This window comes from Kitasatospora sp. NPDC086801, from assembly GCF_044745805.1.
Lineage (GTDB): Bacteria > Actinomycetota > Actinomycetes > Streptomycetales > Streptomycetaceae > Kitasatospora.
In genome coordinates, this window is record NZ_JBIVAX010000001.1 from 500,436 (window position 1) to 523,862 (window position 23,427).

At 74.7% G+C, this 23,427-nt stretch carries 23 protein-coding genes; 11 read left to right on the forward strand and 12 right to left on the reverse strand.

The features are described from left to right. Positions 1 to 6: 6 nt before the first annotated feature. From ACIPLC_RS02265 to nth, 4 genes are all read right to left on the reverse strand, one after another. A complete protein-coding gene (locus ACIPLC_RS02265; protein ID WP_400470081.1) occupies positions 7 to 675 on the reverse strand; it encodes a metal-dependent hydrolase in 669 nt (222 codons plus the stop codon). 255 nt (positions 676 to 930) lie between these two features. Further along, positions 931 to 2,115 (reverse strand): MarP family serine protease, encoded by a 1,185-nt coding sequence (locus ACIPLC_RS02270; RefSeq protein ID WP_400470084.1) that lies wholly within the window; start codon positions 2,113 to 2,115, stop codon positions 931 to 933. Positions 2,116 to 2,161: 46 nt separating this feature from the next. Beyond that, positions 2,162 to 2,929, reverse strand: a complete 768-nt coding sequence (locus ACIPLC_RS02275; protein ID WP_400470086.1) for an NUDIX hydrolase — start codon at positions 2,927 to 2,929, stop codon at positions 2,162 to 2,164. Further along, a complete protein-coding gene (gene nth / locus ACIPLC_RS02280; protein WP_400470089.1) occupies positions 2,926 to 3,801 on the reverse strand; it encodes an endonuclease III in 876 nt (291 codons plus the stop codon). The genes ACIPLC_RS02275 and nth overlap by 4 nt, the downstream gene beginning before the upstream one ends. 147 nt (positions 3,802 to 3,948) lie before the next feature. Between nth and ACIPLC_RS02285 the strand changes: the two genes are divergently transcribed. From ACIPLC_RS02285 to ACIPLC_RS02305, 5 genes are all read left to right on the forward strand, one after another. Continuing rightward, positions 3,949 to 5,487, forward strand: coding sequence for a flavin monoamine oxidase family protein (locus tag ACIPLC_RS02285; RefSeq protein ID WP_400470092.1), 1,539 nt, complete (start codon positions 3,949 to 3,951; stop codon positions 5,485 to 5,487). Beyond that, complete coding sequence (locus ACIPLC_RS02290) at positions 5,484 to 6,890, forward strand: glutamate-cysteine ligase family protein (RefSeq protein WP_400470095.1); 1,407 nt, start codon at positions 5,484 to 5,486, stop codon at positions 6,888 to 6,890. The genes ACIPLC_RS02285 and ACIPLC_RS02290 overlap by 4 nt, the downstream gene beginning before the upstream one ends. A gap of 118 nt (positions 6,891 to 7,008) precedes the next feature. Next, positions 7,009 to 7,629, forward strand: a complete 621-nt coding sequence (locus ACIPLC_RS02295; protein WP_400470098.1) for a DNA-binding response regulator — start codon at positions 7,009 to 7,011, stop codon at positions 7,627 to 7,629. Between the two features lie 398 nt (positions 7,630 to 8,027). After that, entirely contained in the window at positions 8,028 to 8,729 is a 702-nt protein-coding gene (locus tag ACIPLC_RS02300; RefSeq protein ID WP_400470101.1) for an ABC transporter ATP-binding protein, read from the forward strand. 5 nt (positions 8,730 to 8,734) lie between these two features. After that, entirely contained in the window at positions 8,735 to 11,263 is a 2,529-nt protein-coding gene (locus tag ACIPLC_RS02305) for an ABC transporter permease (protein WP_400470104.1), read from the forward strand. A 36-nt stretch (positions 11,264 to 11,299) separates the two neighbouring features. On the opposite strand, the gene ACIPLC_RS02310 is transcribed toward ACIPLC_RS02305, so the two are convergent. Then, on the reverse strand, positions 11,300 to 12,385 hold the full coding sequence (locus tag ACIPLC_RS02310; protein WP_400470631.1) for a sensor histidine kinase: 1,086 nt from the start codon (positions 12,383 to 12,385) through the stop codon (positions 11,300 to 11,302). A 218-nt stretch (positions 12,386 to 12,603) separates the two neighbouring features. Continuing rightward, positions 12,604 to 13,239 carry a TetR/AcrR family transcriptional regulator gene (locus ACIPLC_RS02315; RefSeq protein WP_400470107.1) on the reverse strand — a complete coding sequence of 212 codons (636 nt, stop codon included), beginning with the start codon at positions 13,237 to 13,239 and terminating at the stop codon, positions 12,604 to 12,606. 133 nt (positions 13,240 to 13,372) lie between these two features. Here ACIPLC_RS02315 and ACIPLC_RS02320 point away from each other — a divergent pair, with 133 nt between their 5' ends. From ACIPLC_RS02320 to ACIPLC_RS02330, 3 genes are all read left to right on the forward strand, one after another. After that, positions 13,373 to 13,954 (forward strand): NADPH-dependent FMN reductase, encoded by a 582-nt coding sequence (locus tag ACIPLC_RS02320; RefSeq protein WP_400470109.1) that lies wholly within the window; start codon positions 13,373 to 13,375, stop codon positions 13,952 to 13,954. After that, on the forward strand, positions 13,951 to 15,390 hold the full coding sequence (locus ACIPLC_RS02325) for a DHA2 family efflux MFS transporter permease subunit (protein WP_400470112.1): 1,440 nt from the start codon (positions 13,951 to 13,953) through the stop codon (positions 15,388 to 15,390). The genes ACIPLC_RS02320 and ACIPLC_RS02325 overlap by 4 nt, the downstream gene beginning before the upstream one ends. Positions 15,391 to 15,672: 282 nt before the next feature. Then, complete coding sequence (locus ACIPLC_RS02330) at positions 15,673 to 16,290, forward strand: RraA family protein (RefSeq protein ID WP_400470115.1); 618 nt, start codon at positions 15,673 to 15,675, stop codon at positions 16,288 to 16,290. A gap of 55 nt (positions 16,291 to 16,345) precedes the next feature. Here the strand turns inward: ACIPLC_RS02330 and ACIPLC_RS02335 are convergent, their stop codons facing one another. Continuing rightward, complete coding sequence (locus ACIPLC_RS02335; RefSeq protein ID WP_400470118.1) at positions 16,346 to 17,191, reverse strand: isocitrate lyase/phosphoenolpyruvate mutase family protein; 846 nt, start codon at positions 17,189 to 17,191, stop codon at positions 16,346 to 16,348. A gap of 120 nt (positions 17,192 to 17,311) precedes the next feature. Here ACIPLC_RS02335 and ACIPLC_RS02340 point away from each other — a divergent pair, with 120 nt between their 5' ends. After that, on the forward strand, positions 17,312 to 18,343 hold the full coding sequence (locus ACIPLC_RS02340) for an ArsR/SmtB family transcription factor (protein WP_400470120.1): 1,032 nt from the start codon (positions 17,312 to 17,314) through the stop codon (positions 18,341 to 18,343). A gap of 152 nt (positions 18,344 to 18,495) precedes the next feature. Next, on the forward strand, positions 18,496 to 19,170 hold the full coding sequence (locus tag ACIPLC_RS02345; RefSeq protein WP_030240972.1) for a Crp/Fnr family transcriptional regulator: 675 nt from the start codon (positions 18,496 to 18,498) through the stop codon (positions 19,168 to 19,170). 113 nt (positions 19,171 to 19,283) lie between these two features. Here ACIPLC_RS02345 and ACIPLC_RS02350 read toward each other — a convergent pair whose 3' ends face one another. The 5 genes from ACIPLC_RS02350 to ACIPLC_RS02370 form a co-directional block, all read right to left on the reverse strand. Continuing rightward, a complete protein-coding gene (locus ACIPLC_RS02350; RefSeq protein WP_400470123.1) occupies positions 19,284 to 20,117 on the reverse strand; it encodes an MBL fold metallo-hydrolase in 834 nt (277 codons plus the stop codon). Next, on the reverse strand, positions 20,114 to 20,302 hold the full coding sequence (locus ACIPLC_RS02355) for a hypothetical protein (protein ID WP_400470126.1): 189 nt from the start codon (positions 20,300 to 20,302) through the stop codon (positions 20,114 to 20,116). Before ACIPLC_RS02355 ends, ACIPLC_RS02350 begins: the two co-directional genes overlap by 4 nt. Positions 20,303 to 20,428: 126 nt before the next feature. Beyond that, complete coding sequence (locus ACIPLC_RS02360) at positions 20,429 to 21,295, reverse strand: NUDIX hydrolase (protein ID WP_400470129.1); 867 nt, start codon at positions 21,293 to 21,295, stop codon at positions 20,429 to 20,431. Between the two features lie 64 nt (positions 21,296 to 21,359). Further along, a complete protein-coding gene (locus tag ACIPLC_RS02365; protein ID WP_400470132.1) occupies positions 21,360 to 21,827 on the reverse strand; it encodes a RidA family protein in 468 nt (155 codons plus the stop codon). After that, on the reverse strand, positions 21,824 to 21,982 hold the full coding sequence (locus ACIPLC_RS02370) for a DUF4177 domain-containing protein (protein WP_094743074.1): 159 nt from the start codon (positions 21,980 to 21,982) through the stop codon (positions 21,824 to 21,826). The genes ACIPLC_RS02365 and ACIPLC_RS02370 overlap by 4 nt, the downstream gene beginning before the upstream one ends. Positions 21,983 to 22,190: 208 nt before the next feature. On the opposite strand from ACIPLC_RS02370, the gene ACIPLC_RS02375 reads away from it, so the two are divergent. Next, a complete protein-coding gene (locus tag ACIPLC_RS02375) occupies positions 22,191 to 23,282 on the forward strand; it encodes an ArsA-related P-loop ATPase (RefSeq protein WP_400470135.1) in 1,092 nt (363 codons plus the stop codon). Positions 23,283 to 23,427: the final 145 nt, after the last annotated feature.

Sequence of the window (23,427 nt, forward strand, 5' to 3'; positions counted from 1 at the left end):
GGCTGATCAGTTCACGATCGTCGGCGACACCGCGGTGAACCAGAGCAGGACGAAGGTCGCCACCGACATGATCGGCACCAGCACCTTGGTCTCGACGTTGTTGCCGCTGCGCTTGATCAGCACCACCTCGTAGCGCTCCTTGTGCGGCCAGAGCAGCGGCGCGCCCTTCTTGGTCAGGCAGTCGCCCAGCAGGTGCGCCAGGGTGCCCAGCGCCACCGCGTACGGCAGCCAGCCCGGCGAGTTCGGCATCCAGGTGTTCATCCCGAAGGTGCCGAGCGCGGACAGCCCGATGACGGTGATCCAGCTCTCCGGGCCGTCCCCCGGCGGGCAGAGCCGCAGCGCCCGGATCGCGAGCGCGATGAGGAAGAACGTCAGCGTGAGCGTGAAGTTGCGGCCCAGGTAGGTGACGCCCGCCCAGGTGCCGGCGCCCATCAGCGCGACGAACAGCAGCGAGTGGGTGGCGTGCCGGTGCCCGCCGGAGGCCCAGGCCACGAAGCGGCAGAGCGCCTTGGAGATCGGGCCCAGGAAGTTGGCGATCGAGCCGTCGTGGTGGTCGAGGTCCGGCAACAGGGCCGCACCCGCGCACAGCACCGTGCCCATCAGTATGTCCGCCGGCTGCAGCGTGGTGTGCAGCAGCAGCGGGGGCAGGAACGGCGCGGAGGCTGCGTACAGCATCGCCCCACTGACCGCGTGCGAGTGACCCATCATCGGACTACCACGACCTCCCGTAAGACTCACTCCGGGACGGCGCCCGGTTGAGCCGAACGGGTGAGCGCGGCAGAGGCTACCAGGGTGGACTGACGGTGTGACGGATATCGGATCGTCGGACCCGGCGCGTCGGACCGCCCAGGAGCCCGCCCAGGAGCCCGCCCGGGAGCCCGCCCAGGAGCCCGCCCAGGAGCCCGCCCGGGAGTCCGGCCAGGAGCCCGGTCAGAGCGCGCAGCCCTGGGTGTCTACCCGGGCGCTCGCGGTGCCGCCCTTCTCCACGTCCTCCCGCACCTCGGCCGCGGTCAGCACGTACCCGGTGTCGGCGCTGTCCAGCGACTTGGCGAACACCACGCCGTAGACCTGGCCGTCCGGGGTGAGCAGCGGGCCTCCGCTGTTGCCCTGGCGGACCAGCGAGCGGACCGAGTAGACGTCGCGGACCACCTGGCCGCGGTGGTAGATGTCCGGGCCGTTGGCCTGGATCCGGCCGCGGATACGGGCCGGCTGGACGTTGAAGGCGCCGTTCTCCGGGAAACCCGCCACGATCGCGCTGTCGTTGGTCTTCGCCTCGCCCGCGAACGCCAGCGGGGGCGCGTTCAGCTTGGGCACGTCCAGGACGGCGATGTCGCGCTGCCAGTCGTAGCGGACCACCGTCGCGTCGTACAGCTGCCCGACCCCGCCGATCTGCACGGTCGGCTCGTCGACCCCGCCGACCACGTGGGCGTTGGTCATCACCCGGTGCGGGGCGAAGACGAAACCGCTGCCCTCCAGGGTCTTGCCGCAGGAGGTGGCGGTGCCGACCACCTTGACCAGGCTCTGCTTGGCCCGCGCCACCGCCGGGCTGCCGGCCAGCGCCGGGTCGGGGGTGTCGACCTGGGTGATCGGCTCGTGCTCGAAGGGGTTGAAGACCTGCGGGAAGCCGTTGCGGGCCAGCACCTTGGAGAAGTCCGAGAACCAGTTCGGCGCGTCGTCGGGCAGCGCGTTCTGCACGCCGCCGAGGATCGCCGAGGAGCGGACCTGCTTGGACACCGTCGGCAGCGACGCCCCGGCCAGCGCCGATCCGATCAGCCAGGCCACCAGCAGCATCGAGACCACGTTCACGGCCGCGCCGCCGGTCGCGTCCAGCACCCGCGCCGGACGGCGGCCGATGTGGCCCCGGAGCTTCCAGCCGAAGTGCGCGGTGACCGCCTGGCCGATCGCGGCGCACACGATCACCACCACCACGGCCACCACCGAGGCCGTGGTGCCCGGGCTGAGGTGGTCGAGCAGCAGCGGCAGCAGCTGGACGGCCAGCAGGCCGCCACCCAGGAAGCCGACCAGGGACAGGACACCCACCACGAAGCCCTGCCGGTAGCCCGACACGGCGAATCCCACGGCAGCGGCGATCAGCAGCACATCCAGGACGTTCACCCGGACACCCTCCCACGGCCCGCGGGCCGGCCGTGCAGACGGCCCCTCACGAGGGGCCGGAGTCGCCGCCCGGCAGCGCCCGGGAGTGGTCGAGGTCGCCCTGCACCAGGGCCAGCGCCTCGTCCGAGAGGTCGACGATCCGGGACGGGTCCCAGGGCAGCTCCAGTCCGCTGTGGTGCAGCACCCGGTCGATCACCCCGGCCGTGAACCCCCAGACCAGCCGCCCGGCCACCGCGAAGGCCGGCCCCACGTGCCCGGACGGGTGGCGCAGCCGCACCCGGTTCGCCGGGTCCGCCAGGTCGGCGACCGGCACCCGGAACACCGCGCCGGTCTCCCCCCGGTCCACCGGCCGCACCGGCGACTCCTCGCGCCACCAGCCCAGCACCGGGGTCACCACGAACCGGCTGACCGGGATGTACAGCGCGGGCAGCACCGCGAACACCTGCACCCCGGCCGGGTCCAGACCGGTCTCCTCCCAGGCCTCGCGCAGCGCCGCCGCGACCGGGCCCGGGCCGTCCGGGTCACCGTCCTCCGGATCCAGCGCACCGCCCGGGAAGGACGGCTGCCCGGCGTGCGAGCGCAGCGAACGGGCCCGCTCGATCAGCAGCAGGTCCGGCCCGTCCGGGCCCTCGCCGAACAGCATCAGCACCGCCGCCGCCCGGCCGCCCTCCACCGGCGGCAGGAAGCGGCTCAGTTGCTCCGGCAGCACCCGCTCGGCCGCCTCCCGCACCGGCTCCAGCCAGGCCGGCAGGCCGTCCCCCTCGACCACCCGCACCGCCGACGGCTCCGGAGTCCGCCGCGCCTCGCGGGTCACTCGCCCACCGCCAGGTCCGCGATCCGCCCCTGGTGCTCGGCGGCGTCGGCCCGGGCGGCGGCCTCCCCCGGGAAGTCCCCCGGCGGCCTCAGCCGCTGTCCGGGCTGCCCGCCCAGCTCGTACTTGAGCAGCTTGCGCGCCTTCTCCGGGTCGGTCTCGCCCTCCCCGTACGACGGGCAGAGCGGCGCGATCGGGCAGGCGCCGCAGGCGGGCTTGCGGGAGTGGCAGATCCGGCGGCCGTGGAAGACCACCCGGTGCGACAGCATCGTCCACTCCGACTTCGGGAAGATCTCGGCGACGGCCGCCTCGACCTTCACCGGGTCCTCCTCGGCGGTCCAGCCGAACCGCCGGGCCAGCCGCCCGAAATGCGTGTCCACGGTGATCCCGGGCACCCCGAAGGCGTTGCCGAGGACCACGTTGGCGGTCTTGCGGCCCACGCCCGGCAGCGTCACCAGGTCGTCCAGGCGGCCCGGGACCTCGCCGCCGAAGTCGTCGCGCAGGGCGATCGAGAGGCCGATCAGCGACTTCGCCTTGTTCCGGAAGAACCCGGTCGGGCGGATGACCTCCTCCAGCTCCTCCGGGTTCGCCGCCGCCATGTCCTCCGGCGTCGGGTACTTCGCGAACAGCGACGGCGTCGTCTGGTTCACCCGCAGGTCCGTCGTCTGCGCCGACAGCACGGTCGCCACCAGCAGCTGGAACGGGTTCTCGAAGTCCAGCTCCGGATGCGCGTACGGGTACAGCTCCGCCAATTCGCGGTTGATCCGCCGCGCCCGCCGCACCATCGCCAGGTGCGACTCCGGCCTCCCCGGCTTCACCCCAGGGTTGGCCTTCGCCTTCGGTGCCGCCGCTTCCCGGACCTTGCTCTCTGCCATGCACGAAGGCTACGCCGAACGGCCGACGGCGGGCAGCGGATCACCGGAGCCCGCAGGAGCGGCGGACCGGCCTTCGGACGGGCGCGGTCCGGTGGCTCGCGACGGCGGGCTGCTCCAGGCTGGGGGTCACGACGACGCGAGGTGCCCATGTTCGACGAGAGCTTCGCCTTTCCCAGCGGCCTGCTGCACCCGGTGCCCGGCGCCACCGGGCGGGTCGCGGTGATCGGGGCCGGGGTGGCGGGCCTCGTCACCGCCTACGAGCTCCAGCGCCGGGGCTTCGGCATCGTCCTGTACGAGCGGTCGAACCAGCCCGGCGGACGGGTGCGCACGCACCGCTTCTGGGACGGCACGCACGCCGACCTGGGCGCCATGCGCATCCCCGGGAACCACCACTGCGTCCTCCACTACGTGTCCGAGTTCGGCCTGCGGACCAGGCCGTTCGTCAACTTCAACCCGGACGCCTACTACCACCTGCGCGGCCGCCGCGCCCGCGTCCAGGAGGTGCACGCGCTGCACCCGGCGTTCTCGCTGCGCGCCACCGAGAAGCAGGACCCGGTGCGGATCCTCGACCGGCTGCTGAGGGCCGCCTGGGAGACGCTCACCCCCGACCAGCGCCAGCGGGTGCTGGACGGCCACTGGGACGATCCCGCGCTCGACCGGCTCGTCTCGGTGTCGCTGTGGCAGTACGTCCACGAGCACCTGTCGCAGGACGCCTGGGACCTCCTCGGCCACGCCAGCGGCCTGGTCCACTACGAGCAGTCCTCCCTGCTGGAGGTCCTCGTCGACTACTTCGGCCTGTTCCACGCGGGCCAGGTGGAACTGGTCGACGGCACGGACCGCCTGGTGCACGCGTTCGTGCGCCAACTGCGGCCGAGGACCCTCCAGCTGTCCACCCAGATCGACGAACTCGCGCTGACCCGCCGGGGCGTGCGGGTGCACGGGCGGCGGCTGGGAGGCACGATCACCGAGGACGTCGACTTCGTCGTCTGCTGCGTCCCCGTCCCCGCCCTCGACCAGATCAGCATCCGGCCCGGCCTGCCCCACCACCAGCGCCACGCGATCCGCGGCATCAGCTACGCCAGCAGCACGAAGACGCTCGTGCACACCAAACGGCGCGGCTGGGAACTGGACGACCGGATCTTCGGCGGCGGCAGCTTCACCGACATGCCGATCCAGCAGTGCTGGTACCCGTCGGACAACGCGCGGCCCGTCGACGGCCGGACCAACGGGAGCACCGTCGGCAGACGGCGCTGGGTCGCCCGCGACACGCAGCGCTCCCACGAGCCCGCGGTGCTCGTCGGCGCCTACCTGTGGGGGGCCAACGCCCGCCGCTTCACCACCCTGCCGCCGGCCGACCGCGACCTGCTGGTCCTGAAGTGCCTGGAACGGCTGCACCCCGGCATCCTCCGCGACGCGGACGACATCGTGCACTGGAACTGGGACGACCAGGTCGGCATGGGCGGCGGCGCCTTCGCCCACCTCGCGCCCGGCGAGCACACCCGCTACCTGACCGGGCTCGGCACCCCGCACCCGACCGACGACCCGAGGATCTTCTTCGCCGGAGAGCACCTGTCCGGGGCGCACGCCTGGATGCAGGGCGCCGCCCAGTCGGCCCTGGCCGCGGTGGGCCAGGTGCTCGACCGGGGGCAGCACGCCGACGACACCGCCCGGCTGCGGGCCGGATGAGCGCCGCACCGGCGCCCCGGCGCCGACCCGGCGAGGACGGCGGCGACCCGGCGAGGGGAGCGGCGACGCTGCACCGCGACGACCTCGGACCGCTGCTCGCCCCGGCGGCGGCCGCGACCGAGCGGATCGGGCTGGAGATCGAGAACGGCATCGTCGACCCGGAGACCGGGCGGGCCGCCCCCTACGAGGGGAAGAACGGCGTCCGGGCCGTCCTGGAGGCCGTACTCGCCGAATGGGGCGGCACGGACCGGCGCGACGACGGCCGGCTGACCGGCGTGGGCCTGCCGGACACCGCCCAGATCACGCTCGAACACGGCGGCCAGGTCGAGTACTCCTCCGCCCCGGCCCCCGACCTGGCCACGGCCGTGGACGACATGCGGGCCACGATGGAACGCCTCTCGGAACTCGTCGGACGCTTCGGCCTGGCCCTCCTGCCCGGCGGCAACCTCCCCTTCGACCGGCTCGACACCGTCTCCTGGGTGCCGATGCACCGCGGTGCCGTCATGCGCGACTTCTTCGACCGGATCGGCGAGGCGGGCAGCGGGGCCCCGAAGATCATGTCGATGTCGCTGTCCACCCAGGTGCACCTGGACTACCTGTCCGACGAGGACTTCACCCAGAAGCTGCGGATGTTGAACGCAGCGTCCCCGGTGGTCGCCGCACTGCTCGTCAACTCACCGCTGCAGGGCGGCCGATCGAACGGGCTGCTCTCGCACAGGTCACAGAACTGGCTGCGGATGGACCCGCGCCGCTGCGGCGTCCTGCCGCCCGCGCTGCGGCACGACGTGAGCGCCGACGACGTCATCGACTGGGCACTGCGGATCCCGATGATCTACTACCGCGGCCCGGACGGACGGTACCGGCCCGCCCCCGACCGGCCGTTCGCCACGATCCTGCGGCAGGGCTTCGACGACGGCTCCATGCCGACCTTCGACCACTGGGTCTCCCACATGTCGCAGATCTGGACGGACGTCAGGGTCCGCCGGACCCTCGAACTGCGTGCCGGGGACGGCCCGCCCTACCAGCACATCCCGGCCGTACCGGCACTGTGGGTGGGGCTCGGCTACCACCCGCCGTCACGGACGGCGGCCTGGGACCTGCTGCGCCACCACGACGTCGCGGAGCACCGCGCGGCGAAGGCCGGGCTCCCCGCCGACGGCCTGGACACCCTGCTCGGCGGCGACCGGATCCGCGAACTCGCCGTCGAACTCGTCCGGCTGGCCCGGGCAGGCCTGCGGGCCCGGGTCTCCACCGGCCTGGAACACCCCAAGGTGCTGGACTACCTCGACCCGCTCGACGAGGTGCTGCACACCGGGAAGACCTTCGCCGAACAGTGCACGGCCCGCTGGGACACCGACCTGCGCCGCGACCCCCGCCGCTACGTCGCGGCCTTCCGCGTCTGAACCCGCCACCCGCCTCGGCCGATGGGCACCGGGGCACGGGGCTCTCGCGCCGGGCCGCCCGCGGGCCCTGTTGTCTAATGGCACCGCAGGAGGCGGTGACCCGACCGGGGAGGGGCAGATGATCAAGGTCCTGTTGGCCGAGGACATGACCATGGTGCGCGGCGCCCTGATGGCCCTCCTCGCGTACGAGGACGACCTGGAGGTCGTCGCGGACGTCGAGCGCGGCGACCTGGTGGTGCCGACGGCCCTGCGGGTCCGGCCGGACGTGGCGGTGCTCGACATCGACCTGCCCGGCCTGGACGGGCTCCGGGCCGCGGCCGAGCTGCACGACAGGCTGCCCGGGTGCCGGACGCTCGTCCTCACCGGGCTGGCCAGACCCGCGCACCTGCGCAGTGCGCTGTCCGCCCACGTGCTCGGCTTCCTCGGCAAGGACGCCCCGGCCGACCGACTGGCCGCGGCGATCCGGGAGGTGGCCGCCGGTCGGCGCGTCATCGACCCGGAGCTGGCCGTCGCCGCCCTGGACGCGCGCGAGAATCCGCTGACACCCAGGGAGCTCGACACCCTGCGGTTGGCGGCGGAGGGGGCCACCGTCACGGAGATCGCCGCCCGGCTCTTCATCTCGGCGGGAACCGCCCGCAACCACCTGGCCGCCGCCGTGGCCAAGACCGGGGGACGCAGCCGGGTGGACGCCATCCGGATCGCCGAGGACATGGGCTGGCTCCCCGTCGGCGGCAGCTGAGCGGCCGGACCACCGGAAATCCCGGCCCCGAAACGGGCGGCTTTCCCCACCGGCATTCCCGGCGCGCTGTCGGCCACCGGGAAATCCATGGAACACCCCATGCGATTCGCATGGATGTGCCCGTGGATCGTCCACCCCCGAACCCTCCCGGACGGCCGGACCGCGGGCTCGGCGACCGGCTGACCTGGGACGACGCTCCCCAGAGCCGCCTCCCGACCGCCGTCCGGACGCCGCCGGGGGCTCCGGCGGGGCCCGTGGAGCTGGCTAGGCTCCCGGTCGATGCGGCAGGGCGCCACACCGAGGAGGGGATTCCCGTTTTCTCGCGGACTGCGGATTCCGGCGATCCGGAAAAGACCCATTCCCTTTCGGCGCCCCACCCGGCGGTCCGACTCGACGGGGTGAGCAAGGTGTACGGGCGCGGGGCGGGGGCCGTGCACGCCCTGCGCGAGGTGTCGATGGAGTTCCGGCGGGGCGGGTTCACCGCGGTGATGGGGCCGTCCGGCTCCGGGAAGAGCACGTTCCTGCACTGCGCCGCCGGGCTCGACCGCCCGACCTCCGGGCAGGTCCGGCTGGCCGGCCTGGAGTTGGGTCCGCTCGGCGACACCGAGCTGACCGTCCTGCGCCGGCAGCGGATCGGCTTCGTCTTCCAGTCCTTCAACCTGCTGCCGTCCCTGACGGTCGAGCAGAACGTCACCCTGCCGTTGCGGCTGGCCCGCCGCCGGGCCGACCGGGCGTGGCTGGCGGAGATCCTCGACCGGACCGGCCTCGCCGACCGGGTGCGCCACCTGCCCGCCCAGCTGTCCGGCGGTCAGCAGCAGCGGGTGGCGATCGCGCGGGCCCTGGTGACCCGGCCCGAGGTCGTCTTCGCGGACGAACCCACCGGCGCCCTGGACGGCACCACCGGGGCGGAGGTCCTGCGGCTGCTGCGGCACGTGGTCGACGGACTGGGGCAGACCGTGATCATGGTGACGCACGACCCGGTCGCCGCCTCCTCCGCGGACCAGGTGTTCTTCCTGGCGGACGGCTCCTTCGTCGAGGTCCTCGCCGAACCGTCACCCGAGCGGGTCGCCGAGCGGATGACCCACCTGGGAAGGAGCTGACCGGCATGCTCCTCCTGGCCTGGCAGACGGTGCGCGCCCACAAGGCGGGCTTCGCCGGCGCCTTCACCGCGCTCACGCTCGCCCTCGTCCTGACCACCGCCTGCGGAGTCCTGCTGGAGTCCGCCCTGCGCGCGGGCACGCCCACCGAGCGCTACGCCGCGGCCCCGGTCGTGATCGGCGGCTCGACCCGCATCCCCGACGCCGGACGGCTGGCCGACAGGCTCGCCGAGCTGCCCGACGCCGCGGCCGCCGTCCCGGAGGTCTCCTTCCCGGCGGCCCCGGTCACCGCGTCCGGGCAGGTCCTGTCCGGACCGCAGGGCGGCCCCTCGCTCGGGCACTCCTGGTCCAGCGCCGTCCTCGCCCCGTTCCGGCTGACCTCCGGCCACGCCCCGGCCGGCCCCGACGAGGTGGTCCTCGACGCCGCCACGGCCGCCCGCGCCGGGGTCTCGGCCGGCGACACCGTACGGCTGGTCGGCACCGAGGCGCCCCGCAGCTACACCGTGGCCGGACTGGCCTCGCCGCCACGGGAGTCGGTCCGCCAGGGTGCGCTCTTCTTCAGCCCCGAGCAGGCGGCCCGGCTCGCCGGGACGACCACCGGCGCGAACGCCATCGGCATCACCGCGAAGGACGGGGCCGACCTGCGGGCGCTGGCCGCGCAGGCCGGGCAGGTCCTCGCCGAGGCGCGGCCGCTCGACGACGAGGCGTACTCGTCGGGGCCCACGGTGCGCACCGGCGACCAGCGCGGCGAGCTGGAGTTCTCCGACGCTCCCGGGCCCGGGGACGGTCTCTCCTCGCTCGCCGGGACGACGGGCGTCCTGTCGCTGTTCGTCTCGGTCTTCGTGGTGGCCGGGGCGCTCGCGCTCTCCGTCCAGCAGCGCCTGCGGGAGACGGCCCTGCTGCGGGCCGTGGGCGCCACCACCGGGCAGGTGCGGCGGATGATCGCGCTGGAGACGCTGGTGCTGACCCTCGCGGCCGCGGCCGTCGGCGTCCCGGCCGGGATCGGCCTCGCCGCACTGCTGCGGAGCGAGCTGGCCGACCGCGGGGTGGTCGACTCGGGCGTGCCGCTGCACGTCGGGCCGACCGCCCCGCTGGTCGTCCTCGGCGGGACGGTCGTCACCGCCCAACTGGCCGTCTGGGCCGCCGCGCGCCGGGCCTCCCGGGTCGAGCCGACCCGGGCGCTGCGCGACTCCTCGGCGCCGCCGACCCGGATCGGCTGGTTGCGGACCGGGCTCGGGGTCGTGACGCTCGCGGTGTGCGGCGCGGTGCTGGCCGACTCGACGGGCAGCCGCAGCGGCGCCGGTACGGCCGAGAGCATGGTGCTGGTGCTGCTGCTCGGGGTGGCGTTGCTCGGGCCGCTGATCGGCCGGGTCGCCGGGGTGGCGATCGGCGGGCCGGTGGGCCGGCTCTTCCCGGTCGCCGGGTTCCTCGCCGCCGCCGCCCTGCGGGCGCAGCCCCGCCGGTTCGCCGCCGCCGTCACCCCGCTGGCGCTGGCGGTGGCCTTCACCGGCACGGTGCTGTTCGTGCCCGTCGTCAAGGCCCGGGCCACCGTGGCCGAGGACGGCCGGCGGCTGCTGGCCGACCACGTGGTCCAGGCGGACGGCGTCGGCCTGCCCCCGGACTTCGTCGCCGCCGTCCGGCAGTTGCCCGGCGTCGAGGCGGCCGGCGGCCTGGTGCCCACCACGGCCACGGTGTCCGCCGGCAGCATCGGCACCCAGTGGGTGGACGCCCGGATCGTCGACCCGCCGGGACTGGAGCAGTTGGTCGACCCCGGGGTGACGGCCGGCTCGCTGGACCGGCTGCGCGGCGAGAGCATCGCGCTGGGGCGGCGGGCGGCCTCCGCGCTCGAGGTCGGCATCGGCGCCACGGTCCGGATCGGGTGGGAGGACGGCGCCGAGAGCACCGCGACGGTGGCGGCCGTCTACGACCGCGACGCGCGGTTCGCCGACGCGCTGTTGCCCTCCGGGTTCGCCGCCGCCCACCTGCCGGACCCGCTCGCGCCGACGGTCCTGGTCCGCTCCGCCCCCGACGCCGACCCCCGGCAGATCGACCGGGAGCTCCGGGGCCTCACCGCCGCCTACCCCATGGCCCGGGCGAGCGACCGGGCCGCGTACGACGACGCGCGCAGGCACCGGCAGGAGTCGGCCACGGCCGTCGGCCGGCTGCTGCTCGGCATGATCGCCCTCTTCACCGCCATCGCCGTCGTGAACACCCTGGTGATGGCCACCACCGAGCGGCTGCGCGAGTTCGCCCTGCTGCGCCTGGTGGGCACCACGCGTCGCCAGGTGCTGCGCATGATGGCCTGGGAGGGCGGGATCACGGTCGCCGTGGCGCTCGCCCTCGGCGCGGCGGTCACCGCCGCCGTCGTGGTCCCGGTCAGCCTCGCGCTCACCGGTACGGCCTGGCCGTCGCTGCCCGGGAGTTGGGCGGCCGCGGTGCTGGGCGGGGCGGCGCTGCTGGGTCTGGGCACGGTCCTGCTGACCACCCGGCTGGCGCTGCGCAGGGAGCCGGTCGAGGCCGTGGGACTCCGCGAGTAGCGGGAGCCGTACGGCGGCGGCCCCGGCGTCGCACGGTCAGCCGGCCCCGGGCCTCTCCCCGACGGGCCGGGCCGCGATCACCGCCGAGAGGTGGAACCAGCCGCTCTCGCCCTCCTGCGCGGTCAGCCGGCCCCCGACGGCGAGCAGGCGCCCCGTGAGGTTGCCGATGCCCTGGCCGCCGCCCGGCTCCTGCGGGGCGTTCTCCGCCGGGACGCCGTCGTTGGACACCAGCAGGCTCACCGCGCCGAGTTCGTCCCGGCCGGCCCGGATCACACAGCGCCGGGCCGCGCTGTGCCGCAGCAGGTTGGTGACGGCCTCCCGCACCACGGTCGCCAGCACGGCGTCGTGCTCGGGCGGCAGGGTGCCCTGGTCCAGCTCGACCTCGACACCGATCCCCGCCGCCCGCAGCGCCGAGGCGGCGAAGCGGGTCTCCCGCGTCAACGACACCCGGAGATCGCCGCTGGAGATCCAACGGGTGTCGGACATCGCCTGCCGCACCATCGCCAGCACCTCGGAGATCTCCGCCCGGGCGCGCTGCGGATCCTCCAGCACGGTCCGTTCGGCGAGCTGGCACTTCAGCGCCGCCACGGAGAGGCTGTAGCCGAGCAGGTCGTGCAGGTCCCGCGAGAAGCGCAGCCGTTCCCGGTCCACGGCACGCTCGGCCAGCTCGGTGCGGGCCGCCCGCAACTCCGCCGTCAGCTCGGCCAGTCGGGCCACGCCGTAGACGACGCTGCCGCCCACCACCGTGGAGACGCTCGCGTTGAGGCACTGCCCGGGGGTGCCGCCCAGCCCCGCGCAGATCGGGTACTGGCCCGCCACCAGCGCGGCGAAGAGGAGCCAGGCTCCGGGTGTGGCGACGGTCAGCAGCATCGACCCGGCGAACGAACCGGGGATGCCGACCCACGAACCGTCGAAGACCAGGAACGGCAGGTAGGTGGCCACCCCGTGGGCGAGCAGGCTCCACGGCCACCACGACCGCTCAAGGCGCCGGGGCCCGGCGTGCAGGATCTGGAAGCCGAGCAGGACCAACAGCACCATGACGGCGGTCAGTTGGTAGGCGAGGCCGTCGCGATTGCGGACGGTGGCCACGACCGAGGCGGTGAAGAAGCCGAGGGCGACCATGACCACGATCCCCTGGGTGAGACGCGACAGGGGGTCTCTCGGGACCGGCCGTCCGTCCGGCCACTCCGCGTGGCGATCGCCGCCCGGCCGGTACGCGCCGTGACCCAATGAGAGCTCCCGAAAGCCGACTTGACCCGCCATGGGCACGCGGGAGGCCCGTCGCTCAGCTCACGCACCCCCGCCGGCCCCACCCCGAGCATACGGACGGTGACGCCAGGTCAGGCCGCGTAGCCGTGGAGGAAGGCGTGGACGCCGGCTTCGACGGTGGCGCGGCGTTCGGCGGGGGTGCCGAAGTCGCAAGAACGGGTCAGCCCTCCGACGGAGAGGAGGAGGGTGAGGTGGAGGGCGGCGCGTTCGGGGTCCGCGGTCTGGAGGTGGCCGAGGGCGGCGACGCGGCGCAGCCGGTCGGCGAGGTGGCGGCGGACGCGTAGCGGGCCGGCCTCCTGCCAGGCGCGGTAGGCGTCGGCGGGGATGTGCTCGGCCTCCGCGTTGATCTGGCGGACGAGTGCGAAGTGCAGGGCCAGGTCGGAGTCGAGGACGGCGAGCCAGTCGAGGCCGAAGTCGACGAGGTCGGCCTCCAAGTCGACGATCTTGCGCAGGTGGCGGTCGATGACGTCGATCTGGACGTCGGCGACCCGCCGGGAGCCGTCCAGGATCACGGCCAGGAACAGCTGGGCCTTGTCCGGGAAGTGGTTGTAGATCGTCCGCACCGAGACCCCGGCGGCGGCGGCGATGCCGTCCAGGCTGGCGCGGGTGTAGCCGTCGCGGGCGAACAGGGTCAGCGCGCCGTCGAGGATGGCCTGCCGCTTGCCGGACCGGGGGGCCGGGCGGGGAGTCGTGGCGTCCGTGCTCATGCCCGCAACCGTACGCCAGGTGCAACGATCGTGGCAAGTAAGTAAAACGACCGTTGCATGTTTTGCCATTGTCGTTGTAACTTCTGCCATGAGCGTTGCACCAACGCCTGTCGAACGGACGAGAGGAACCGCCATGACCAGGATCGGAATCATCGTGGGCAGCACCCGCCCGGGCCGCCGCGCCGCGGGTGTGGCCGACTGGGTCGCCAAGAAGGGCGCGGAACTGCTGCCCGACACCGAGTTCGGGATCGTCGACCTCGCCGACTTCGCGCTGCCGCTCCTCGACGAGCCGCACCCGCCGATGTTCGGCCGGTACACCAAGGAGCACACCCGGGCCTGGGCGGCGGCGGTCGACGGCTACGACGGCTACGTGTTCGTCGTCCCCGAGTACAACCACTCCATCCCGGCCGTCCTGAAGAACGCCCTGGACTACCTGTACAACGAGTGGGGCGACAAGGCCGCGGGCTTCGTCGGGTACGGCGTGAGCGGCGGCACCCGCGCCGTCGAGCAGTTGCGGCTGATCCTTGCCGAGCTCAGGGTCGCCACCGTCCGCTCCCAGGTGGCGCTGTCGCTATGGCAGGACTTCACCATCCCCGACGTGACCCAGCCCGGCGAGTTCACCCCGGCGGCGCACCAGGAGCAGTCCGTGACCGCGCTGCTGAACGAGGTCGTCGCCTGGTCGCAGGCCCTGGCCCCGCTGCGGGTGACGGCGTGACCACCGCCGTCCGGAAGCCCGCCCCCGCGTCCGCTCCCGCACCCCCGTCCGCCGACCAGGACGACGAGATCTCCCCGCGGACCTGGCGGCTGGCCTGGGTGATCGCCCTCGGCGCCTTCACCGCGGGCCTGGACACCTCGCTGATGAACATCGCGCTGGACACCATCCAGCAACGCTTCCACGCCGACCTCGAACTGACCCAGTGGGTGGCCAGCGGCTACCTGCTCGCCCTGGCCGTCGCGCTCCCCGCCTGCGCTTGGCTGGGGCGGCGGGTCGGCCCCGGCCGGCTCTGGCTCGCGGCCGTCGCCGCCTTCACCCTCGCCTCCGTCCTGTGTGCCCTCGCCCCGACGATCGAGGCCCTGATCGCCCTGCGGGCGCTCCAGGGGCTCGCGGCCGGGGTCCTCATCCCGACCGGCCAGACCGTCCTCGGCCAGGCCGTCGGACCTGGCCGGCTGGGCCGGGTGATGGCCCGGCTCGGCATCGCCGTGGTCCTCGCCCCCGCCCTGGGGCCCACCCTCGGCGGACTGATGCTGCACTCGCTGTCCTGGCACTGGCTGTTCCTGCTCAACGTGCCGCTGGGCGCCGCCGCGCTCGTCCTGGGCCGCCGGCACCTGCCGATGGACCGCGGCCGGGCGTCGGCCGCCGCTCCGCTGGACTGGGTCGGGTACGCCCTGATCGGACTCGCCCTGCCGCTGCTGGTCTACGGCTTCACCTCCTGGGGCCGTACCGGCTCGCCCGAGCCGGTGCAGGTGCTGCTCCCGCTGGCGGTCGGCGCCGCCGGGCTGGCCGCCTTCGTCCGGCGGTCCCTGCGCCGCGAGCAGCCGCTGGTCGACATGCGCACCTTCCGGCACCGCGGTTTCGCCGCGGCGGGCGTGGGGCTGCTGGCCAACGGGGCGCTCGGCTTCGGCAGCGCGCTGCTGTTCCCGCTCTACTTCCAACTCCTGCACTCGGACGGCGTGGTGGCCTCCGGCCTGCAGTTGCTGCCGCTCGGCCTGGGCACCGCCGTCACCCTGCCGTTCGGCGGCCGGCTGACCGACCGGTACGGCGGCGGGCCGGTGGCCGTGCTCGGGGCCGTGCTCGGGGCGGTCGCCACCGGGCTGTTCGCCGCCACGGCCCCCGGGCTCCCGGCCGTCGAGGTGCTGCTGTTCGTCCTCGGCATGGGCGGCGGGCTGGTCTCGACGCCGCTGACGGTCGCCGCGTTCGGCGCGGTCGGCCGGGACCGGCTGCCCGACGCCACCGTCCAGGTCAGCATCATGGTCCGGCTCGGCGGCGCGCTCGGCGCGGCCCTGTTCTCGGCCCTGCTGTCGCACGGGCTCGCGGCTGGCGCCGACCAGGCCTTCCGCACCGCGCTGTGGTGGCAGTTCGCCACCGCCGTCGCCGCCACCGGCGGGGCCCTGCTGCTGTGGCGGCACTCCCGCCACGAGCAGCGGAGGTGACGTGTCGCCAGGCCCCTTCGAAGCCGCCGTGGAAAGAATCCCGGCCGGAGCGATGAGTTCTGCGGCGGCGCCCGGTCCCGGCCGACCGCGCCGAACGCGACGGCCGTGCCGGGCGCCGCGCACCTGACGCCGGCCGGCCAGACCCACGAGGTGGCGGCCGAGGTGCCGGCGCCCGAGCTGGTGAAGTTCTTCGCCTGAACGGCCTTCCTCCCCCGAACGGCCGCGGGCTAGCGTGACCGATGACGGCCCCAGCCGCCCCTGCCCACCGAAGAACGAGGAAGCATGGACCAGGACTTCAAGGACATCCCCACCACCACCCTGGCCGATGTGCTCGGGCGCGCCCAGGTCATGGACATCGGCATCCGCCCGCTGTGGGCGGGGGCGCCCCGGGTGGCCGGCCCGGCGTTCACCGTGCAGTGCCCGCCCGGCGACAACCTGATGCTGCACGCGGCGATCTACCGGGCCGAGCCGGGTGCCGTGATCGTCGTCGAGTCGGGCGACCTGGACTACGCGCTGGCCGGCGGCAACGTGTGTGCCGTCGCGCAGCGGCGGGGCGTCGCGGCATTCGTGGCCGACGGCCTGATCCGGGATCTGGGCGAGGTGCGGGAGCTGGGCTTTCCGGTCTTCGCCCGCGGTGTGATCCCGATCCCGGGGGCCAAGCGGGAGCTCGGCACGCACGGCGCCCGGGTGCGGTGCGGCGGCGTGCTGGTGGCGGCCGGCGACATCGTGGTGGCCGACGAGGAGGGGGTCGTGGTGGTGCCCGCCGCCCGGCGCGCCGAGGCCCTGGAGGCGGCCCGCGCCAAGCTGGCCAAGGAGGCCGCCGAGACGCTGGACGACTGGGAGGCGGCGCACCGCGCCCGGATCGAGAAGACCCTCGGCGAGCTGGGCTTCACCGGCTGAACCCGGCCCGGCCCAGCTGAACGGGCCGAGCGGCCGGCCCCCGGCGGGCACGCGGTCAGCCCCGGTACAGCCCGTTCAACTCGCCGAAGCCGAGCACGCCGTCCAGCTCCGCCAGCGTCCCGGCGCCGAGCAGTTCGGCGGCGGCGCGGCGGGTCGCGGTGTACGCGAGCTGGGCGAGGCCGGTGCCGACGCTGACTCGCCGCACCCCCGTGGCGGCGAGTTCGGCGACGGTCGGTCCGCCCGCGACGGCCATGGCGTTGACCGGCAGCGGGGAGCGCTCGCACAGTCCGGCGAGGGCGTCGAGGTCCAGCAGCCCGGGGACGAACAGGCCGTCGGCGCCCGCCTCGGCGTAGGCCTCGGCCCGGGTCAGCACGTCGTCGAGCCCGCCCAGCCCGAACAGGAAGACGTCGGTGCGGGCGTTGACCACCAGTTCGGGCAGCCCCGCCTCGGCCGCCGCCGTGCGGGCCGCCCGCAGCCGGTCGGCCTGCTCGGCCACCGGGAACAGCGGGCCGCCGACGACCGTCGAGTCCTCCAGGTTGACGCCGGCGGCGCCCGCCCCGACCAGCGCCGCCACGGTCGCGGCCACGTCGGCGGGCGCCGGACCGTAGCCGCCCTCGGCGTCGACGGTGACCGGCACGTCCACGGCCGCGACGATCCGGCGGGCCGCCTCGACGGCCTGCGCCCGGTCCAGCCGGTGGCCGTCGCCGTGGCCGAGTGACCAGGAGACGCCGCCGCTGGTGGTGGCGATCGCCGGGGCGCCGACCGAGGCGATGACGGCGGCGCTGCCCGCGTCCCAGGCGTTGGGCAGGACGAGCGGGCCGTCCGCGACGAGCTCCCGCAGCCGCAACGCCCGCTCGCGCGGCGTGGGGGTGGGGGTGGGGGCCTGAGGGGGAGTGGACATGCGGGGTCACCGTTCTTCCGTGCCGTCGGGTGCTGCCTCGGTTCCCCCGCATCGTGCGGCCCGGCCCGAGTGGGCCACCAGTGATTAAGCTGGGCCCGAATCTTCCGGGAGGGGCCCGACATGCGGACGGCACTGCACTTCTCCGCGAACGACCTGGCGCTGACCCGCTTCGCCCTCTCCCCCATGCAGGAGGTGGTGACCAGCCTCCGCGCCCTCGCCCACTCCCCCGTCCCCGCGCTGCACCGCCGCTGGGCCGGCCAGGTCCGCGACCGGCTGGCCGCCACCGGGCTGGACCGCGGCCGGCTGGCCGTCATGGTCCCGCCGACCGGCCACCTGCCCGACTTCCTCAATCCCGCACCGGCGGGCTTCTCCCCCGCCCTCGCCGACGAACTGGCCGCGATCACCGCCACCGGCGCCGGGCAGGTCCGGGCCGACCTCGACATCCTCGCCGCCGAGGGCGGCGGCCGTCTGCCGCCCGTCCTGGAGCCGCTGTACCGCGACCCGGCGGCGCAGTTGCCCCGGCTCGCCGCCGAGATCGAGGCGTACTGGCAGCTCGCGCTCGCCCCGTACTGGGCCCGGATCCGCGCCCTGCTGGAGGCGGACGTGTTCCACCGCTCCCGGCAGGCCGCCGAGCACGGCACCGCACGGATGCTGGACGACCTGCACGAGACGGTCCGCTGGGACGGCACGGCGCTGCGCCTGGAGCGGCGGCACTGCGCGGTCACCCGGCTGAGCGCCGGGGCCGGGCTGCTGCTCCTGCCGTCCGCCTTCGCCTGGCCGCGGGTGCTGACCCGGGTGCTGCCGCCGGACCCGCCGCAGCTGAGCTACCCGGCGCGCGGCGCGGCCACCCTGTGGGAGCCGCGCCCGGGCGGGCGTCCGGACGCGCTGGCCGCCGTCCTGGGCCGGTCCCGGGCCCGGCTGCTGGCCGAGTTGGACTCCCCGGCCTCGACCACCGAGCTGGCCCGCCGCACCGGCTTGTCCGCCGCCGGCGTATCGCAGCACCTGACCGCCCTGCGCGCAGCGGGTCTGACCAGCGCCCACCGGGCCGGCCACAGCGTCCTCTACGCCCGTACGGCGGTGGGCGATTCACTGTTCGAACCGGCCGAGGAGGCGTTCGACCCGGCACCGCCCCCGGGACGCCCCGCCCGGTGACCCGCCGGTACGAATGGCCCCGCACGGCACACCTCGGCACACCCCCTCCTCATATGATCGGAGCGACATGCGCCATGCTTGGTGATGCAGAGCACGGTACGGAACTTGCGCCGGACGGCCCACCCGCCGAACGGCCGAGAAGGAGGAAGCACGTGGACGACGTTCTGCGGCGCGCCGCACTCTTCGCGGCACTCGACGACGAACAGGCCGGCGAGCTGCGCGCTTCCATGACCGAGGTGACCCTCGCCCGTGGTGAGTCGCTGTTCCACGAGGGCGACCCTGGCGACCGGCTGTACGTCGTCGCCGAGGGCAAGGTCAAGCTGCACCGCGCCTCGCCGGACGGCCGCGAGAACATGCTCGCCGTCCTCGGCCCCAGCGAGATGATCGGCGAGCTGTCGCTGTTCGACCCGGGCCCGCGCACCGCGACCGCCAGCGCGCTGACCGAGGTCAAGCTGCTCGGCCTGGGCCACGGCGACCTGCAGCCCTGGCTGCACGCCCGCCCCGAGGTCTCCATCGCGCTGCTGCGGGCCATCGCCCGCCGCCTGCGCCGGACCAACGACGTGATGTCCGACCTGGTCTTCTCCGACGTGCCCGGCCGCGTGGCCAAGGCCCTGCTGGACCTCTCCCGCCGCTTCGGCGTGCAGTCCGAGGAGGGCATCCACGTCGCCCACGACCTCACCCAGGAGGAGCTGGCCCAGTTGGTCGGCGCCTCCCGCGAGACGGTCAACAAGGCGCTCGCCGACTTCGCCGGCCGCGGCTGGCTGAAGCTGGAGGCGCGCGCGGTGGTGCTGATGGACGTCGAGCGGCTGTCCCGCCGCTCGCGCTGACGCCGACGCGTTCACGCCTTTACGCCGCAAACGCCGCAAACGCCGAAGGGCCCGTCCGAGCGGACGGGCCCTTCGGCGTTCCCGGGCCCCACGACGAGGCCGCCACAACGGGATCAGTCGAGGCCCGGGATCAGCCCGTGCTCCTCCAGGTACTCCAGCTGCGCCCGGACCGAGAGCTCGGCGGCCGGCCAGAGCGCCCGGTCGACGTCGGCGTAGACCCGGGCCACCACCTCGTCCGCGCTCCGGCAGCCGGCCTCGACCGCGGTCTCCACCTGGGCGAGTCGGTTGGCCCGGTGGGCGAGGTAGTAGTCGACGGCGCCGAGCGCGTCCGCGAGCACCGGGCCGTGGCCGGGCAGCACCGTCCGCACGCCGTGCGCGGAGGCCATCGTGTGCAGGTGGCGCAGCGAGTCCAGGTAGTCGCCGAGCCGGCCGTCGGGGTGGGCGACCATCGTGGTGCCGCGGCCGAGGACGGTGTCGCCGGTGAGGATCGCGCCGTCGGCGGGCAGGTGGAAGGTCAGCGAGTCCGAGGTGTGGCCGGGGGTGGCGACCACCCGCAGGTCGAGGCCGCCGACGTCCAGCCGCTGGCCGTTGACCAGGCCCTCGGAGCCCAGCCGGTGCGCCGGGTCCAGGGCGCGCACCTCGGTGCCGGTGAGTTCGGCGAAGCGGGCCGCGCCCTCGGAGTGGTCGGCGTGGCCGTGGGTGAGCAGGGTCAGCGCGACGCGCTTGCCCTGCTGTTCCGCGAGGTCGACCACCCGGCGCAGGTGGCCCTCGTGCAGCGGGCCGGGGTCGATCACCACGGCGAGGTCCGAGCCGGGCTCGGAGAGCAGCCAGGTGTTGGTGCCGTCCAGCGTCATCGGCGACGGGTTCGGCGCCAGCACGCACAGCGCCCGGGGAGTGGCCTCGCCGTCGATGGTGGCGGCGGGGTCGCCCGGCAGGAGCCCGCTCACCGGCTGCCCCCGCCGTCACGGTGCAGGGCCCGGAGCGGCAGGACACCGAGCGGCAGGGCCCGGACGAGCCGCCGCTGGGCCGTCTCGACGAACGGGACCGGACTCTCGCAGGCCGGGGTGCGGGGGATCAGGCGGCGGGCGGGCAGCTCGGGTGCCGTCCGGCGAGCCACGGCGTTGTGGGTCATCGGGCGTCGGTCCTCTCTGTTCGACTCTGTTCGGCGTCGTCGGTGGTACCAGCGGTTCCAGTGGTGCCAGCAGTACCAGTGATGCCAGCAGTACCGGCAGTACCAGTGGTGTCGGCGCCGGTGCGGTCAGGCGTCCTCGGGGAAGTCCCCGTCGATGGTCAGTTCGTCGTACCCGGGCCAGCGGACCGTCATCCGGTCGCCCCGGACCTCGGCCCGGCCCAGCACCGGCTCCAGCGACCGCCCGGCGGCCGCGGCCAGCGCCTCGGCGGCGGTGCGCACCGGCTCCAGCTCGCGCAGCACCGTCACGGTCGGCGGCAGCATCCCGAACCGGCCCTCCCGGTGGCCGCGGACGGCCTCGGCGGGCGTCAGCCAGGCCACCCGGTCGGCCTCGCCGACCTCCAGGGCCGCGCTCTGCCCGGCCGGCAGCGCGGCGACGAAGAACCAGGTGTCGTAGCGGCGCTCCTCGAACTCCGGGGTGACCCAGCGGGCCCAGCCGCCCAGCAGGTCACTGCGCAGCACCAGGCCGTGGTCGCGGAGGAACTCGGCGAAGGACAGCTCGTGCGCCTCCAGCGCGGCCCGCTCGGCGCTCCAGTCGCGCGGCGCGGCGACGCTGTCCGCGTCCGGGCCGGCCAGCAGGACGCCGGCCTCCTCGAAGGTCTCGCGGACGGCCGCGCAGACCACCGCCCGCGCCGTCCGGGTGTCCACCCCGAGCCGCCGCGCCCACTCCTCGGGCGCCGGTCCGGCCCAGCCCGTCTCCACCTCGGCGTCGCGGGGATCCACCCCGCCGCCCGGGTAGGCGTACATACCGGCCGCGAAGGCCATCGAGGTGCGCCGGCGCAGCAGGTACGCCTGCGGCCCGGCGGCCGCGTCGCGCAGCAGCACGACCGTCGCGGCGGGCCTGGGCACCGGCGGGGTCAGTACGCCGGAGTCGACCGCCCGGATCCGGGCAGGCCAACCGGGCGGCATCGGGAGCGTCGTCGCTCGATGGTCCATGCCCGGATGCTAAGCGCACGAAGGCGGGGTTGGACAGGCCCAACCCCGCCTTTCGCGATCACACTCAGCTGGTCTTGACGCGCACCTGGAGCTCGACCTCGACCGGGGCGTCCAGCGGCAGCACCGCGACGCCGACCGCGCTGCGGGCGTGCACCCCGGCCTCGCCCAGCACCTTGCCGAGCAGCTCGCTGGCACCGTTGATCACGGCCGGCTGACCGGTGAAGTCGGGGGCGGAGGCGACGAAGCCGACCACCTTCACGACCCGCTCGATCTGGTCCAGGTCGCCGATCACCGACTTGATCGCGGCCAGCGCGTTCAGCGCACAGGTCTGCGCGAGCTCCTTGGCCTCCTCCGGGGAGACCTCGGCGCCGACCTTGCCGGTGCTCGGCAGCTTGCCGCCGACGACCGGCAGCTGGCCGGAGGTGAACACGAACTCGCCCGAGCGCAGGGCCGGCACGTACGCGGCGACCGGAGCGGCCACCGGCGGCAGGGTCAGACCCAGGTCGGCGAGCTTGGCCTCGACCTTGCTCATGCGTTCTTCTCCCGCTTGAAGTAGGCCACCAGCTGCTCCGGGTTCGGGCCCGGCACGACCTGGACGAGCTCCCAGCCGTCCTCGCCGAAGTTGTCCAGGATCTGCTTGGTGGCGTGTACCAGCAGAGGCGCCGTCATGTATTCCCACTTGGTCATGGCCAGACTCTAGACGAGCGGCCGCGGCGATCGGCGCCGCCCACGGACCGGCGTGTGAGGTGGCCCACAAAGGGGGCATGATTCAGGCCCGGCCCCCCTGGTGCTCCGGGCATCCGGCGCGCTCCCTGGTTACCCTCGCGAGAGGGCACCGGTAGGACGGGCCGGCCGACGGAGCGGCCCCGGCCCACGAGACGGACGGAGACGGAGCGTGGCACGCACCCCCGGCCAGGCGGCCCGGCGCGACCCCGACTGGGAGGGCGTCCGGCTGCACGTGGTCAGCGGCAAGGGCGGCACCGGGAAGACCACGCTGGCCGCCGCACTGGCGCTGGCGCTCGCCGCCGACGGCGGCCGGGTGCTGCTGATCGAGGTCGAGGGGCGCCAGGGCATCGCCGAACTCTTCGGCATCGCCGCCCTCCCGTACGAGGAGCGCCGGATCGCCGCGGTCTCCCGCGCCCAGCTGGGCCTGCCCCCGGACGACGGGGGCGGCGGGGGCGGCGGGGGCGGCGGCGAGGTGTTCGCGCTGGCCATCAACCCCGAGCTGGCACTGCTTGAGTACCTGGAGATGTTCTACAAGCTCGGCCGGGCCGGCAAGGCGCTGCAGAAGGTCGGCTTCGTCGACTTCGCGACCACCATCGCGCCCGGCGTACGGGACGTCCTGCTCACCGGCAAGGCCTGCGAGGCGGCCCGGCGCAAGGGCCCGGACGGCCGCCGCCGCTACGACGCGGTCGTGATGGACGCGCCGCCGACCGGGCGGCTCACCCGGTTCCTGAACGTGAACGCCGAGGTCGCCGGGCTGGCCCGGATCGGGCCGATACACACCCAGGCGCAGGCCGTGATGCGGGTGCTGAAGTCGCCGGAGACCGCGGTGCACCTGGTCACCCTGCTGGAGGAGATGCCGGTGCAGGAGACGGTCGACGGCTTCGCCGAGCTGCGCGAGGCCAGGCTCCCGGTGGGCGGGGTGATGGTCAACATGGTCCGGCCGCCGGTGCTGGACGCCGCGGCGGTGGCCGCGGTGGACGGGGACCACCGCGAGGAGGTCGCCCTGGCCCTCGGCGAGGCCGGGCTCGGGGGGCGCTCGCGCAAGCCGGAGACGGTCCGGGCGGCGGTGGAGCCGCTGCTCGACCCGCTGCTGGAGCAGGCCAGGGAGCACGCCGAGCGGGTCGAGCTGGAGCGCGAGCAGCGCGCCGACCTGCAGCACCTGCGGCTCCCCACGTACGAACTGCCGCTGCTGGGCGAGGGCGTGGACCTCGGCGGGCTGTACCGGCTGGCGGGCGAACTGAAACGGCAGGGGGCGGCGTGACCACCAGCGGGAACAGCGGGAACGGCGGGAACGGCCGGGCCCACGGCGGCGGCAGCAACCGCGACGGCGGCGGGGTCGGCGGCGGCGGGGTCGGCAGTGACGGGGTCGGGGTCCGGGCCACCGGCAGCCGGCTCGCCGTCGACGG

Coding starts and splice junctions, on each gene's coding strand:
- ACIPLC_RS02355 (WP_400470126.1), bottom strand. CDS start 20,302: ATGACCCACAACGCCGTGGCTCGCCGGACGGCACCCGAGCTGCCCGCC.
- ACIPLC_RS02305 (WP_400470104.1), top strand. CDS start 8,735: ATGCTCCTCCTGGCCTGGCAGACGGTGCGCGCCCACAAGGCGGGCTTC.
- ACIPLC_RS02310 (WP_400470631.1), bottom strand. CDS start 12,385: ATGGTCGCCCTCGGCTTCTTCACCGCCTCGGTCGTGGCCACCGTCCGC.
- ACIPLC_RS02335 (WP_400470118.1), bottom strand. CDS start 17,191: ATGTCCACTCCCCCTCAGGCCCCCACCCCCACCCCCACGCCGCGCGAG.
- ACIPLC_RS02285 (WP_400470092.1), top strand. CDS start 3,949: ATGTTCGACGAGAGCTTCGCCTTTCCCAGCGGCCTGCTGCACCCGGTG.
- nth (WP_400470089.1), bottom strand. CDS start 3,801: ATGGCAGAGAGCAAGGTCCGGGAAGCGGCGGCACCGAAGGCGAAGGCC.
- ACIPLC_RS02315 (WP_400470107.1), bottom strand. CDS start 13,239: ATGAGCACGGACGCCACGACTCCCCGCCCGGCCCCCCGGTCCGGCAAG.
- ACIPLC_RS02370 (WP_094743074.1), bottom strand. CDS start 21,982: ATGACCAAGTGGGAATACATGACGGCGCCTCTGCTGGTACACGCCACC.
- ACIPLC_RS02320 (WP_400470109.1), top strand. CDS start 13,373: ATGACCAGGATCGGAATCATCGTGGGCAGCACCCGCCCGGGCCGCCGC.
- ACIPLC_RS02360 (WP_400470129.1), bottom strand. CDS start 21,295: ATGGACCATCGAGCGACGACGCTCCCGATGCCGCCCGGTTGGCCTGCC.
- ACIPLC_RS02365 (WP_400470132.1), bottom strand. CDS start 21,827: ATGAGCAAGGTCGAGGCCAAGCTCGCCGACCTGGGTCTGACCCTGCCG.
- ACIPLC_RS02290 (WP_400470095.1), top strand. CDS start 5,484: ATGAGCGCCGCACCGGCGCCCCGGCGCCGACCCGGCGAGGACGGCGGC.
- ACIPLC_RS02295 (WP_400470098.1), top strand. CDS start 7,009: ATGATCAAGGTCCTGTTGGCCGAGGACATGACCATGGTGCGCGGCGCC.
- ACIPLC_RS02340 (WP_400470120.1), top strand. CDS start 17,312: ATGCGGACGGCACTGCACTTCTCCGCGAACGACCTGGCGCTGACCCGC.
- ACIPLC_RS02265 (WP_400470081.1), bottom strand. CDS start 675: ATGCTGTACGCAGCCTCCGCGCCGTTCCTGCCCCCGCTGCTGCTGCAC.
- ACIPLC_RS02330 (WP_400470115.1), top strand. CDS start 15,673: ATGGACCAGGACTTCAAGGACATCCCCACCACCACCCTGGCCGATGTG.